A 14,916-nucleotide genomic window follows, 5' to 3' on the forward strand; every position below is an offset into this window, starting at 1 on the left:
AAAAGCCATCAACAGAGTAAGACAATTAAAGGCTAAAAAATTATACCATGGAAGAGTACATTGGAATCGTTAAATTATTTGCAGGAAATTTTGCACCAAGAGGATGGATGTTCTGTGATGGAAGGTTATTGAGTATCGCTAACTATTCAGCAGTATTTTCAATTTTAGGAACAACCTATGGTGGCGACGGAAGAACTACCTTTGCCCTTCCTAACTTAAAGGGAAGAATGGCTTTGGGGGCCGGAAATGTAAATGCCAACGAAAATTATCCACTGGGTGTAGTGGCTGGAACCACACAAAACACATTATTGTCTTCAAATCTACCAAGCGTTGGGGCTGGTTTTCAACTTAAGGTAGCAAATCAGAATGCCAACAGCGTAACCCCTTCTGCAGCTTCATCGTTTGCTATCACAGGGATTCCTAACGGCAGAAATTTTCAGGCAGTTCCAAGTTTCATAGATGCAGATCCAGACACAGCAATCAATACCAAGTCTATTTCATTTGTAGGACAAAATCTTCCAGTCAATAATATGCCTCCTTATCTTGGATTAAATTACATTATTTGTATTGAAGGCATTTATCCTCCTCGGGATTAATATACTATAAACCTAATATTTAAAACAGAAATCATGAAAAGCACTATCTTTTTAACCATTTGTAGTCTGCTCATTTCAATTTTTTCATTCGGGCAGACCAGTACAGAGACATTTGAAACCGAATCTAGTGGAAGTAGCAGTTTTACAGATAATGGAGTTACTTTCAATATCATTTCACATTCCTCTACTTTCAATATAGGAGTTTTTCCAGGTACAGGATGGAGTGGTACCGCAAACGATAACAGATATATTGACAATACAACTAATGTAGGGCCTACTAGTGCATCGTTTAGTATAAAAACAACTTCCAATCTGTTTAAGGTAAACCGTTTTTGGGTGTATGTTGCTAATCAGTTTTCAAATCCTAATGTTACAGGTACTCTTACTGTAACAGGAAAATTGAGTGGAGTAACTAAATTCTCAGCAACAAAGACCAATAATTTCACAGTAGGTTTGGGGACTACAAACGGATATACTCTCATTGACCTTACTAATCTTAATGGACAAAATTATTCCAATATTGTGATTGACCAACTTCAACTAACTCTTGGCGGTAACTATTATTACCTAGGGCTTGATGCTTTTACATGGGTAAAAGACAGCAATATTGTATTGGGAACCTCAGAAACTAAAAGCACTCAAAAAAACTTGACTCTTTATCCTAACCCAACAAACGGACCTCTTTCTATCAGTTCTGAAAAAAATTCAGAGGCTAAAATCTATAGTGTTGATGGTAAAGTCCTAAAAACGGTTCAGGTTCAAAAAGGTTCTAATGAAATCAGTATTTCAGAACTTCCAAAAGGAGTTTACTTTATCAAAACAGCTACTGAGTCTACTAAAGTTATTAAAAACTAATATTTAAAAGTTACACATCCGATCTTGTTCCCACAAAGATTCTAATTCATGAAAGACAAAATCCCTCAATATAATTGAGGGATTTGTTTTTTATCTCGTCCATTTGTGGAGATGCTCTATTCTTCCATTTCTTTTTAAAAGAGCTTCAAATCTTAGTTTTAATAGGATTTTGCGTCCTTCAATGGTTCTTGTAAAAATTAACTCTGATTTTCCTACCGCTTTATTCCATGTTTTAGTAAAAAATTCTGCACTTTTTTTATTTTTTGCAAAAATTTCAGGTACAGGAAAGTACTGTTCATTCTTGAAAAGAAAAGATCTCTTTTTCTGTCTCAGAACATACCTCGGATTATCTATCGGAGAGACCATTTCCTGTAAAGTCTGGATAAACTGTGCATTCTCATATTGGCTACCTCCTTTCAGATAGCAAAATGCACCTTCATTGCTATTGGATGAGCTTATAACTTTCAATTGTTCCAAAGAAGTTCTTATCAATCTTTCATTAATCAGACCATATAAAACCACCTCTGCCATTGCTCCTAGTTGTTTTCCTATATCTCTGTATCTCCAGTATTGCTTTGCGGATATAAATAACTTTCTTCCATATACTATGAAACCTGCCAATCCAAACAAGGAAGCAAATAATGAAAAGGTTTTTACAGAATCAATTGCCTGAAAATTTCTAAAGATTCCCAATAGAAGATTCTGCCAGAATAATAATATAGAAGAAACCATCACCTTAATCATATTTCTAGACATTTCCTCGATATAACTCATCTTCACATCCTTCATGGCAGTCATATTGATGGCAGGAACATGTATTTCTTCTACTAAAATATTTCCAAGATCAAGCGCTTTTCTCCAACGGTTGATAAGGCTCTCTCTATCTTGAGCCAAAACAAAAAATGACTGATTAATCTCCTGTATTTCCTCATTATTTTCTATGGTCTTAATATTGAGCCTTTCAATGTTGTTTTCAATGGTGGGAATATCTTTATTGGAAATCCCAACAAAGGTTTTGAACCTTCGTTTCATAATATTCAGATCCTGGCCTCCGATTTCATCTTTGGTATCAAAACATACAAGATGCCATATATTTCCAGTTTTATGAGGAATATCCTTATCTGTCCTTATGACTCTTCCTCTCATCTGATTTGAAAGTACAAAGGAGCTGATAAAACTTGCCAGAATTAAAGTATTCATTTTAGGAGCATCCCAACCTTCTCCCAATAAAGATTTGGTTCCAATCAAAACATGAATTTCTCCATGTTGAAAAATTTCCGTAATAATGTGTACAATATCATGTTTTGCCTGTTCCGAAAGGCTGATTACGAGATAATCCGGATCATAGCTCAATGGTGAAAGCCCTATTCCAAATAATGCTTTTTTCTTACAGAGTTCTTCAAATATACTTTTTGCACTTGCCGGAATAATCACCAGGCTTCCTGTAAGAATGCCTATTTTTTTCTGCTGAAAATTTTCCCTTCTCAGCTTTTCAAAGATGGGAACGGCTCCTATTTTATCAAGGTTAAGTATATTCTCAGTTCCGTTATTCAGGTATTCTTTTTTGATAAAATCAGTAAGAATAACCATTTTCAGATCATCTTTAAGCACGGAAAATTCAAAATCGACGATATCTTTTATCCCCTGAAGTTTGCCTATACTTGAATTGAGAATCTGGTTTACATTTTTACTATTAAAAAAGCTCAAAGTTTTCTGATCTAAAAATCCGTGCCTTTTTAATCGATTCCCTAAATTAGTACGGTGATCTTCGTAATTTTTAAAATGAACCTTATCTACTAGTAAATAAAAGTCGAGAAGTTCTTCCATCCAGAAGAAATCAAATTGAGGAATATATCTTTGTTGGTCACCAATGATTTCAAAGTGAACTTCTGGAATTTCTTTTCCTCTGAAATGAAGGTATACCAGACCAGAAGTATAAGAAGATATGTTTTCATAGATCCAATCTAAATGTTCCAGTGGATTCTGATACACAGGATGCTGTTCAATAGCATTAAGAAATACTTCATCTTTTTTAATTTCTTCAAAAAATACTAAGGCCTGCTCATGGTAATATTCAATTTTCTTTTGTTCTTCCTGAGAAGGTAATACAAAGTGTACCAAATCCTGATGTGGACAAAGATCGCCTTCAATCATCAGTTCAGGAACGGATATTTCTGCATCTATGGGACCATTCAACTGAATATATTTTTGCCATTCTGTACCGGAAACATCAAAAGGCGGTGTGGCGGTAAGGGATACAACAGTGGGTTCAATTTTATCTTTAAGTTCCATGAGGCTCCTCCACCAGGCATTTTTCAAATGATGAGCTTCATCCAGGATAAGGGTTCCTACTTTTTGTTTTTGAAGCCGTTTTATAATTTCTGAAGCCGGAACTTTTGAAGATTTCGCCAGTGTTTCCTCTTCTTCTTCGGTGGCTTCAGTAGCAGAATGAATGCCCTGATAAGTTGTTACTGTAATGATTCCTGGTTTTCTGATATCTGAAGATATCCATGCAGGAACCGTTTCTGAATGAAGGAATAGTTCACAAAACCTTTGAATCCATTGATTTTTGATAGCTAATGTAGGGGCAACAATGAGCGTAGGTTTGCCAAGTCTTACCATTACTTCCAATCCAAGTACTGTTTTACCTGAACCCGGAGGTGCAGAGACATGCAGGTGGTTATCTACAAGATATTCATCAAGATGATCCAGAAATCTTTTCTGATAAGCCCGCCAGTTGTATTTAAAGATTGTGTTTTTAGGGAAAACATTCATGTTCACAATTTAATAAGAAACAGAGTATTAAAATTATTGGTTTTTATCTTTTTAGTGCTAAAATATATTTATCTATATACAGCTGTTTTTCTTTTGATTTGTATTGCTGAATATACCGTGGATGTTCCAAGACCGTCATCGTTCCAAAAAGCTGAGCTTCTTTATTGAGTTTTGAAATAAATTCAGCATTCTTTTTACCAAGGACAAAGACTTCTGAGGTATCCAGATTCAAGCTGATGTGTTTTTTCAATGAATCAATCATGAAATCTTTCACATCCTTGAAAAGTTCTTTATCATCGTAATAATTGGCATTGAGCCAGCCATTTTTTGTTTTTCGTACGATGGCCAACGGAAATGGAGAATTGATATAAATGTCTTTGTAAAACGAATCAGCTCCACCATAGTCTGCGATCATATCATACATGAATACGGAAGAGACTTCATGAGTATGGGCAGATTCCATTTTAATTCCACAGATACTTTCCAGTCGTTTGGTATCGGTAAACGGAACGCCTGTAACACCAGCTCCATGACGGCTTGGATTGATGCCTATAATAAACTTTCTCTTCTTGGAATCATTGTAATATTTGTGATAAAACTTTTGCATCACCTGCATCGTCTCCGGATTGTCCAAGTACGGGTTCAATACTTCAAAGCCCTCAGGAAGACTTCCTGAATACTTTAAATTTTCATTGAATTCAATAACCTGATCTGCAAAAGTCTTATTCATTGAATTTATTTTAGAAAGACAAAATTATCTGACTGAGTTGCATCGTCATCCTCCTCGTCTTCATCATATTCGGATAATTCTAACTCAATATCGATAAAGTGAATATATACTCCGCATAATTTATCCTGTTCATCATAAGCAAAGAAAACCGGATATACTCCATCACCTATTCCACTGGCAAATATTGGGATCTGATACTCTGTATTGGGTACTTTCCAATTGATCCAGTCTCCAAGATCTCTTTGGTTTCTCGGGTTTTCTTTATAGCTTTGGGCAAACAGTTCTGCAAAATAATCATCGTAAATATTCTCAACATCCAGTTCCTCAATAAACTTATCCACATAAGGCACCACTTCAGGATCGGTAATACAGGCTAAACCGGCATCTACGTTGAAACCAAAAAATGCGTCTTCATTGGCATCTTCAATATTTTCAATACCTATTAATGCTTCTCTATAGATAACCGGCTTTTCTTTTGTAAACTCAACTTTTGCAGCAGCATACCGATCTCCCCAATCTTCCAATTTTACTACGGCAATGGTTACAGGAAAATTTCCTTTAGGAACTTCAACAAAAAAAGGCTGCTCTCTTTGATTCAGATATACCAGGGGATCTCTTACGATTACTTTTCCTGATGGCAGAGAAACATTACCAATTCCCATGGTCTCCATTTTCTGTTCCATAATTTCATCTGAGGTAAAATAGGTTTCAATATCTACAGGAGATATCAATTTGTCTTTTATCACTTCCCATTTTTGCTGCCAGCTTTCGTTCATTATTGCTTATTTTATGATTGAAGTTTAAAAATACTATTCGTTTATTGATTGTCAAAATCTTTTCCTAACTATCCTTGTCCAGGTTTAAAACCTTGACAAGGATAATTAAAATTCATCATTAAAATCAATGGCCTTTTGATGTGACAATATAAAGTTTTCTTTATTACCGAATAGTTCGATAACCTCATCTCTTCTCAATAAAGTTTCTGAATTACTCAGAATTGATTGATAAGATGAAAAATTATATTTTGAAAACTGATCTATAAGAGCATGCTTTTCTGGATTTTGATGAATATAAATTATTAAGTTAATTAAATATTGATCAGAAGTAATCAATTTTCTTTTAAACGGAGATTCAATAAGAGCTCCATGCCTTTTATTTTCTCTATTAAAAGCCTGGGAATAAGAGTTAAAGACTCCTGCAAATTGTTTTGAAAAAATTCTCTGAGGAGAATGAAGACCTGATGGAAAGACCGCCCCAGCCTTGTCAAGGTTTTGAACCTTGACAAGGCTGCCCAATTCAAAGTCTGATTTTATTTTAATTAAAATATGAAAATGATTTGGCATCAGACAATAGACATATACATCACATACAGGAAAAAGAGATTCGGACATTTTCTTGAGAAAGAACAGATAATTTCGATCTGATTTGAAAATATTCTCTCCATTAATACCACGATTATAAATATGGTAAAAACAATCTGCTTCAATTGAAGTAGTTCTGATATCTGCCATCTTCTGTGTTTCTTAAGTTAACATTAGAAAGATAAAAAATATTTTTAAATCTAGTCCAGATTATGCATGGCAGGATTTTGAATCTTAACAAGGATAAATCAAAAAATCTCCGTAGTAATTACAATAAATACTATAAAGTTAGTATTCCAAGGGATTGTAATTTCTAAAGACTCTGTAAGTATCCTCATCAGAACCTAAAAATGGTTTCTTTTGAATAATTTTGAACTTTCCCATAGTATCTTTTACTTCTACCCTAATGGTATCTGAAACATCTACTCTTGCAAATTCATCCAAAGAATCATTTTTAATTTTAAGAAATACTGTGGTAGTATAGCCAGTTAATATCAAAGAATTTATGCAGTTTAATTTTGTATTATAACTTAAGTTCGGATACCTATCTGAGTTTTTAATGTGAATAAAGTCTTTACTTTTTGGGTCATATACAAATAAAGTCATTACGATATTTCCTCCTCTTCCTGCTATAGCACTTTGATAAGTTATATCATCAAATCCATCATTATTGAAATCCTTAATCTCCACATTAAGATCGGTGATTCCATCTTTGTCAAATTTAAAACTGTTCTTAAGCTCCCATGTGGTAAATTCTGAGTCTTTGGACTCCACCCAGATCTTTTTCAAGTCATAAAAATGAATGGAAGCATATGCATCTCCATTTCCGGTATGCCTAAACTTTTCAAAGACTACTTTCGTTTCACCTTTTATTCCTGCATTTAGGCTGTCTACAAATTTCTCTTCAGAAAAATAACCTTCACTTCCAGATTTGGGGTTCCCAGAACAAGAAAAAAAAGCCAGTCCCCCAAAAGCCATAAAAATAATCCAATCCCTCATCTTAAAAGTTTTCCTGAATTTAGAGAATAAAAACAGAATAATAAACTCCCTTTCAACATTTAGCTGAAAGGGAGTTTAATGAGTATCTATTTTGAATTAAATCAATCCAAATTGTTCAAAATGATGGGTGAAATGCTTCTTATGCATCAGTTCCCACATTTCTTTATTTAGTTTTCCAAAAACAAAATTCATGTGTTCTGCCTGTGGATTTTCTTTGTAATATACTACAAATCGTTTCAAGTTATCAATGAAAGATTGTTTTGCTGTTTCCAGATTCTTATGAGTAAGTTCCGGAAGTGAACCATCCTGTGGTAAGAACGGAGCGGTAAATTCTTTCGGCATTGCTCTGTGGTTGTAAAGAGAATCCTGCCATTTTTCAAGATGTTCTTCAGGAGTAAAGCATTTCTCTGCTTTTGGTTCCCCTAAACTTACCAATACAGCCTGATCTAAGTGTTCAATCATTTGCTGTGGAGACATTTTCCCCCAAAGTGCAGGAGTACTTTCCGTTAATCCACTTAATATCTTCTGAACATTTTTCACCGTCAGATCAATGAAAGGAGATTGTTTTGCCACCAAAGTTAAAATCGTTGCTACGCAAACGACCTCATCTCTTTGGTTAATAACCTCAACCAACCATTTTACCACACCAGATGGAATATTTCTTCCTTTTACTCCTCTGTTAATTTTTTCTTTTGCTGTTAAATAAACAGTGATCGTATCTCCGGCGTAGACTGGTTTGAAGAAACTACATTCTTCTAATCCGTAATTCGCGATAACAGGTCCTTTTTTACCAGAAACAAACAGTCCCGCCGCAGCTGAAAGGATGAAGTATCCATGAGCAACGGTTTTATCAAAAATGGTCCCGGTTAAACTTGTAGCATCTGTATGTGCATAGAAATGATCCCATGAAACGTTTGAGAAGTTTACGATATCTGCATCAGTAACTGTTCTCCCTGCAGTTTCTAAAGAATCTCCTACTTCAACTTCTTCAAAATATTTCTGGAAAGGATGTTTATCTGAGAATTTTTTCTCTGCTCCTTGCTGATAAATTTTAGTAATAGCTTTCAATACATCCGGAGATCCCTGAATAGCTGTTTTCTGTAGGAAGAAATGCAGACCACTTAATCCACCCATTTCTTCTCCGCCTCCTGCTCTACCAGGTCCGCCATGCATTAATGTTGGAAGTGGTGAACCGTGCCCTGTACTTTCTTTGGCGTTATCTCTGTTCAATACAAAGATTCTTCCGTGCTGGGAAGCCATTTTCCATGATGTTTCTGCAATAAAGTTTTCATCGTGGGAAACAATAGATCCAACTAAACTTCCTTTTCCTCTTTTTGCCAAAGCAGCTGCTTCTTCAGCATCTTTATATGGCATTAATGTAGATACTGGCCCGAAAGCTTCTACATCATGAGAGATATTTTTCTCGAAAGGTTTATCATTCAGGAATAACTTAGGACTCATAAATGCTCCGTTTTCATAGCTGGCGTCTACAAGTTCATGTTTTCCGTCATAGACAAGTTCTGTTTCTGATTTTAAAATATTTACTTTTCTTAAAACTTCTTCATATTGCTGTCTTCCCACCAAAGATCCCATTTTTGTTTCTCTGCTTAATGGGTTTCCGATCTTGGTTTGATCTAAAGCTTTGGATAGAGCGTTCTGAACATCACCAATCAAATGCTCAGGAACAATGATTCTTCTGATCGCTGTACATTTCTGACCTGCTTTTGTGGTCATCTCGTTTCGAACTTCTTTGACAAATAAATCAAATTCCGGAGTTCCTGGTTTTGCTTCCAATCCAAGGATAGAACAATTCAAAGAATCTGCTTCCATATTGAAACGAACGGCATTTCCTGCAACAGATGGAAGTGATTTCAGTTTTCTTCCCGTAGTAGCTGAACCTGTAAACAATACAGAATCTCCATCCTGAACATAATCAAGGATATTTCCAGGTTCTCCACATACCAATTGTACTGCTCCTTCAGGTAATATTCCACTTTCAATCATATCCTGAAATACGGCATTCGTAAGATAAGATCCGAAGGGTGATGGCTTAACAATAGATGGTACCCCTGCTAACAATGATGTGGATAATTTTTCCAACATTCCCCAAACAGGAAAGTTATAAGCGTTGATCTGTACAGAAACCCCTTCACTTGGTGTTAAAATATGAGTACCTAAAAACGTTCCGTTAGCTGAAATTTTCTGAGTATCACCGTCAACCCAGAATGAAGTGTTAGGCAGCATTCTTTTTGCTAATCCTGAATAGGTAAAAAATGTTCCGAAACCTCCTTCAATATCCACCCATGAATCAACGTGAGTAGCTCCCGTTTTATAGGACAATTCGTAATATTTTTTCTTTCTTTCTAACAGGTAAAGGGCTACTTTTTTTAACATTTCCCCACGATCATAGAACGTCATGGAAGAAAGGTTTTTGTACCCTACAGTTCTACCGTAATCAAGAGCCTGTTCAAAGTTAAGACCTTCAGTATCGGAAACGGCTACCTGCTCTCCTGTTACAGCATTGTATAAAGGGATTCCGGTACCGACTCCTTCTACCCATTCACCGTATATATAGTTTTTTAGTTTTTCCATATAGAATTTAATTTAACAATGTATCAATCTAATAGTTTACCAATAAATACTTACTGTATCCGGCATGAAAAGAATTGTTACATTTTTACATTGGTATATTGTTACACTTATAGTTTATTTTGGCTCCTGATACGGAAACAATTTCACCAATCCTTCGTATAAACTTCTGTGAAGAATGGTTGCATGATTGTCTGTTTCCATCATTTTATATTCTAATGTCCAGTTTTTCTTTCCTGCTTTTTTCAAAACATCATATAGCGTTTCTGCATCTTTTATCATCACAGGATGTTCTCCTTTTCCTACGGAAACATAAACGAATTTTTTAGTATCAGCAGATTTTGAAAGCAATTGAGGAGCCTGTTTAAGAAGACTTTCATCATCCCACCATAAACTCGGACTGATGATGAAATAGTTGTTGAACATTTCAGGTTTTTTCAATAAGATCTCTGTTGCTAAAAGCCCTCCTAGAGATTGTCCAAACAAATATTTTTCTGTTGTTTTAAACTGACTTTCAACATAAGGCTTTAATTCTTTTTCAAAAAAAGTGATAAATTTATCAGAATGCCCTGTTGTAGGATAATCTTTCTGTAAATCTTTCAAATCCGTGTGAAAAGTAAAATCTCTTTTTCTATCTATATTCGCAATTCCTACCACAATGGTTTCCGGCATGGAATACATTTGATTGAAGAACTGCACCAACCCTGAAACGTGGATAAAATCTTCATTCATACTTCCATCTAAAAGATAAATAATTGGGTAGGCTTTTGATTTATCAAAGTTTTGAGGAAGATAGATGTTTAATGTTCTTTCTTCATTCAGTGTTTTAGACTTAAAAGTCCTCACTTCTCCTATCGTAAGCGGTTTTGTAGTAACAGTCTGTCCTGAAACCGTATAATTAACCGCAAACATCATGCTGCATACAAGAGCAATTTTCTTAATCATATTTAATTTTGAATGGTTATTATTTCACATCATCCCAGATACTATAATCAACAATCTTTGTTGGAATTTGCTGAACATATTCTGTAAATGGTTCACAAGGCAGAATCGCTTCTTTTCCTTCTCTTGCTAATTCCTGGTATAGTTTTGTTCCTTCTGTTTTCCAATGAATCATTTCATCAGAAACATCACGGATTATTTTTGCAGGGCTTCCTACAATCAGTTTTCTAGGCTCACATCTAAAGTTGGCAGGAACAAACGCTAAAGCACCGACAATACTTTCATCACCAATATAAGCTTTATCCATCACAACGGAATTCATACCAATCAAACAATTTTTCCCTATATGTCCGGAGTGAATAATTGCCCCATGTCCAATGTGAGCTGATTCTTCTAAAATGGTTTCTATATTCGGAAAAACATGAAGTGTACAGTTCTCCTGAACGTTAGCTCCGTCTTTAATCATAATTTTTCCCCAGTCGCCACGAATCACTGCATTCGGACCAATATAGACTTCTTCACCAATTTCCACATTCCCGATAATCACTGCCTGTGGATGAATATAGGCAGAAGGTTTTATAATGGGACGGATACCGTGATATGAGTAGATGTTCATATTTTTTAATTTGAGAATTTGAGAATGAGTTAATTTGAAAATTAATAATGCCACTAAACATTTTCAAATTCTCAAATTGTTTCATTTTCAAATTGATTTATACTTTTTCAATCACCATTGCATACCCTTGCCCAACACCGATACAAAGGGTACACAATGCATATTTTTTATCTTGCTTCTGAAGTTCTATGGCTGCAGAACCGATGATTCTCGCTCCGGAAACACCCAGTGGGTGACCGATGGCAATAGCACCCCCATTTGGATTGATTCTTGTGTCATCATCTTGTAAACCTAAACTTCTTGTTACCGCTAAAGCTTGCGCTGCAAAAGCTTCATTAAGTTCAATAATGTCCATATCCTCCAGAGACAAGTTTAATCTTTTTAATAGTTTTTGAGTAGCTTCTACAGGTCCTATTCCCATAATTCTTGGTTCAACACCTGCTACAGATGATCCTAAAATTTTTGCTTTCGGTTTTAAACCATATTTCTTAACCGCTTCTTCGCTGGCTAAGATCAATGCTGCTGCTCCATCATTCATTCCTGAAGCGTTTCCGGCAGTTACCGTTCCTTCTTTTCTGAAAGCTGGACGAAGTTTTCCTAATCCTTCCATAGAAGAGGTTGGTTTAATAAACTCATCTTTTTCAAAAACGATCGGTTCTCCTTTTCTCTGTGGAATTTCAACTTTTACAATTTCTTCCGCCAGTCTTCCGCTTTCCTGTGCTTTGGTAGCTTTCTGCTGAGACCAAAGGGCAAATTTATCCTGATCTTCTCTTTTGATCTGGTGCATGTCTGCAAGATTTTCTGCAGTTTCGCCCATACCATCAACCCCATACATTTCTTTCATTTTCGGATTGATAAATCTCCATCCAAAAGTGGTATCATACATCTGACTGTCTCTTCCGAAAGCGGCACTTGGTTTAGACATTACATAAGGTGAACGTGTCATATGCTCTACCCCACCGGCAATGTAAATTTCGCCTTCACCAGCTGCAATAGAACGGAAAGCATTGGCTACTGCCGACATTCCCGAAGCACAAAGTCTATTTACGGTCTCACCTCCAATTTTATAAGGAAGTCCAGCCAATAAAAGTCCCATTCTGGCTACGTTTCTGTTATCTTCACCAGCCTGATTAGCGCATCCGAAAATTACATCTTCAATTTCCTCTACAGGAACTTCAGGATTTCTTGCAACCACTTCCCTGATAACAATAGCTGCCAAATCATCGGCTCTTACTTCTGATAATCCTCCCTGTAATTTTGAAATAGGAGTTCTGACATAGTCTATGATGTATACGTTGTTCATAATTTTAATTTGAAAATGAGTCAATTTGAGAATTTGAAAATGTCTGATAGTAAGATTTAAAGAATACAATAATTTTCAAATTACCTCATCTTCAAATTTTCAAATTCTTTATAATTCTGTTACTTTTTTCCCGATTTTATATACTGTTCCTACAAACTTAGCAATCAGCTCATTGTTCTGATTAGTGATTTTAATATCATAAACTGCTGTTTTTCTGGTATCATTCACCAAAATACTTTCTGCTCTGAAAATATCACCTTCTTTTCCTGCCTTTGTAAAATTGATAATGCAGTTTAAAGCTACAGCTGCATCTCCTGTATTATTAGAAGAAAATGCCAGTGCAGAATCCGCAAAAGCAAACGTTACTCCTCCATGAACGGTTTTAAGCCCGTTAATCATATCTTTTTTGATAGGCATTTCTATCAAGCAATAGTTTTCTTTAACCTCAATCATTTTGATATTCATCCACTGGGAAAAATAATCCTGATTGAACATATAATCTGCTAACTGTCTTGGATTCATTTCTACTATTCGTTTATTATTTCTTCATACAATTCATCCGATAATTTATCGTAAACACGCATTGTTTTACCTAAAATGACCTGTTCATATGAAAGGTGGATATCGGTGTTTTCAGAGGTATTTTCTCCTTCATACATTGCGTTTAAATCAATTCCATTTTCATTAGCTAGTCTTTGAATTAACGTTCTGTATTTTTCATTAAACTTCCCCAGCAATTCAAGCCTGTCCTGACTATCCATGGAAGAAGCTTCCTCGGTTAAATACTGCTTTTCAATGAGAAGCCTTGTTTCCAATTCAGCTCTGAATTCTTCTATATTCATAATATTAATTTGAAAATTAAATAAATTTGAAAATTTGAAAATGAAAACCTGTTATAATCAATTTTCAAATTGGCACATTCTCAAATTATCTAATTCATTTTACGAAGCAAAGGACTTTGTCTGTACCTTTCTTCCTGATATTCGTTGTAAAGGTTCTGCAAGGTTTCAGAAATTTTTGAATACCCGATTTCCTGTCCCCAACCTAACAATCCTTTTGGATAATTGACTCCTTTTTGCATCGCCAGTTCAATGTCTTCATCATTGGCAACGCCTAATCTTTTTGCTTCTACAGCTTCATTGATGAGCATTGAAATGATTCTTAAAAAGATCTGCTGATAAAGGGCATCATCTTTTTGTGCTTCTTGTTTTACAGCTCCTTCATTATAATCATAAAACCCTTTTCCTGTTTTTCTGCCATGAAGTTTAGCTTCAGACATTCTCTGTTGAAGTAAAGAGGGCTTGTATTTAGGATCATAGAAATAATCTTTATAAACCGTTGTGGTTACAGCAAAGTTTACATCTACCCCAATAAGGTCCATTAATTCAAATGGTCCCATTTTGAAGTTTCCTAAAGTCTTCATTGCTTCATCTACCTGTTCTGGTGTTGCAATGTTCTCTTCTACAATTCTTAATGCTTCACCATAGTATGGACGAGCAATTCTGTTAACAATAAACCCTGGAATATCTTTAGCAATCACAGGCGTTTTCCCCCATTCTTTCATGAGGTTGTATATTTTTTCCGCTAACGTTTTTTCTGTTAATAAAGAGGGGATTACTTCCACTAAAGGCATCAACGGAGCCGGATTGAAAAAGTGTATTCCGATGAAACGCTCCGGTTTCTTTAGTTCTGCACCAAGAGAGGTGATAGAAATAGATGATGTATTGGAACCGATAATACAGTCTTCGGAAACATAGGTCTCCAATTCTGTAAAAACTCTGGTTTTGATATCTTTGTTTTCAATGATCGCTTCGATAACCAAATTGGAATCTTTTAGATCCTGTAAGGCTTCACCTTTTACGATATTGTTCCTGATCTCTGTGGCTTTTTCCTGAGAAATTTTTCCTTTTTCAGCTAATTTCTGAAGGGTTTTCTCTAAACCTATAAGTGCTTTATCTATTTGTGGGGTATTAGCATCGAATAAAACGACCTTACATCCTGCTGTTGCAGCTACCTGGGCAATTCCAACACCCATAGTTCCTGCCCCAATAATTCCAATATTCATTTTTATCTGTACAATGTATTAATGTAAAATGTATTCATGTAAACCAGTTTTAAAATCATTAATACATTTTACATGAATACATTAA

General features: G+C 35.3%; 14 protein-coding genes. 2 read left to right on the plus strand and 12 right to left on the minus strand.

Translation table 11 applies throughout. The features are described from left to right. Positions 1-47 precede the first annotated feature (47 nt). Complete coding sequence (locus tag NBX25_RS10405; protein WP_123909056.1) at positions 48-596, plus strand: phage tail protein; 549 nt, start codon at positions 48-50, stop codon at positions 594-596. A gap of 33 nt (positions 597-629) precedes the next feature. After that, entirely contained in the window at positions 630-1,451 is an 822-nt protein-coding gene (locus NBX25_RS10410; RefSeq protein WP_123909057.1) for a T9SS type A sorting domain-containing protein, read from the plus strand. 90 nt (positions 1,452-1,541) lie between these two features. Here the strand turns inward: NBX25_RS10410 and NBX25_RS10415 are convergent, their stop codons facing one another. The 12 genes from NBX25_RS10415 to NBX25_RS10470 form a co-directional block, all read right to left on the minus strand. Continuing rightward, positions 1,542-4,226, minus strand: a complete 2,685-nt coding sequence (locus tag NBX25_RS10415; RefSeq protein WP_250253593.1) for a DEAD/DEAH box helicase family protein — start codon at positions 4,224-4,226, stop codon at positions 1,542-1,544. A gap of 43 nt (positions 4,227-4,269) precedes the next feature. After that, positions 4,270-4,956, minus strand: a complete 687-nt coding sequence (locus NBX25_RS10420) for an SMUG2 DNA glycosylase family protein (RefSeq protein WP_250253595.1) — start codon at positions 4,954-4,956, stop codon at positions 4,270-4,272. 5 nt (positions 4,957-4,961) lie between these two features. After that, complete coding sequence (locus NBX25_RS10425) at positions 4,962-5,732, minus strand: DUF4241 domain-containing protein (RefSeq protein WP_250253596.1); 771 nt, start codon at positions 5,730-5,732, stop codon at positions 4,962-4,964. Between the two features lie 105 nt (positions 5,733-5,837). Continuing rightward, the gene (locus NBX25_RS10430; RefSeq protein ID WP_250253597.1) at positions 5,838-6,299 is read right to left on the minus strand and encodes a transposase; all 462 of its coding nucleotides are present in this window, start codon (positions 6,297-6,299) and stop codon (positions 5,838-5,840) included. Between the two features lie 306 nt (positions 6,300-6,605). Continuing rightward, a complete protein-coding gene (locus tag NBX25_RS10435; protein ID WP_123909062.1) occupies positions 6,606-7,316 on the minus strand; it encodes an XAC2610-related protein in 711 nt (236 codons plus the stop codon). Between the two features lie 96 nt (positions 7,317-7,412). Beyond that, positions 7,413-9,908, minus strand: coding sequence for a phenylacetic acid degradation bifunctional protein PaaZ (paaZ, locus tag NBX25_RS10440; protein WP_250253598.1), 2,496 nt, complete (start codon positions 9,906-9,908; stop codon positions 7,413-7,415). A gap of 114 nt (positions 9,909-10,022) precedes the next feature. Then, a complete protein-coding gene (locus NBX25_RS10445) occupies positions 10,023-10,850 on the minus strand; it encodes an alpha/beta hydrolase (protein ID WP_250253599.1) in 828 nt (275 codons plus the stop codon). Between the two features lie 19 nt (positions 10,851-10,869). Next, positions 10,870-11,463 (minus strand): acyltransferase, encoded by a 594-nt coding sequence (locus NBX25_RS10450; protein WP_123909065.1) that lies wholly within the window; start codon positions 11,461-11,463, stop codon positions 10,870-10,872. Positions 11,464-11,560: 97 nt separating this feature from the next. Then, positions 11,561-12,766: a 3-oxoadipyl-CoA thiolase gene (gene pcaF, locus NBX25_RS10455; protein ID WP_250253600.1), complete on the minus strand. Its 1,206-nt coding sequence runs from the start codon at positions 12,764-12,766 to the stop codon at positions 11,561-11,563. Positions 12,767-12,874: 108 nt separating this feature from the next. Beyond that, complete coding sequence (locus NBX25_RS10460; protein WP_123858924.1) at positions 12,875-13,288, minus strand: PaaI family thioesterase; 414 nt, start codon at positions 13,286-13,288, stop codon at positions 12,875-12,877. Positions 13,289-13,293: 5 nt separating this feature from the next. Then, a complete protein-coding gene (locus NBX25_RS10465) occupies positions 13,294-13,608 on the minus strand; it encodes a hypothetical protein (RefSeq protein WP_250253601.1) in 315 nt (104 codons plus the stop codon). A gap of 89 nt (positions 13,609-13,697) precedes the next feature. Further along, positions 13,698-14,831 carry a 3-hydroxyacyl-CoA dehydrogenase NAD-binding domain-containing protein gene (locus NBX25_RS10470; protein WP_250253602.1) on the minus strand — a complete coding sequence of 378 codons (1,134 nt, stop codon included), beginning with the start codon at positions 14,829-14,831 and terminating at the stop codon, positions 13,698-13,700. Positions 14,832-14,916 lie beyond the last annotated feature (85 nt).

The organism is Chryseobacterium sp. Marseille-Q3244 (assembly GCF_940807095.1).
In the GTDB taxonomy this organism is placed as follows: domain Bacteria; phylum Bacteroidota; class Bacteroidia; order Flavobacteriales; family Weeksellaceae; genus Chryseobacterium.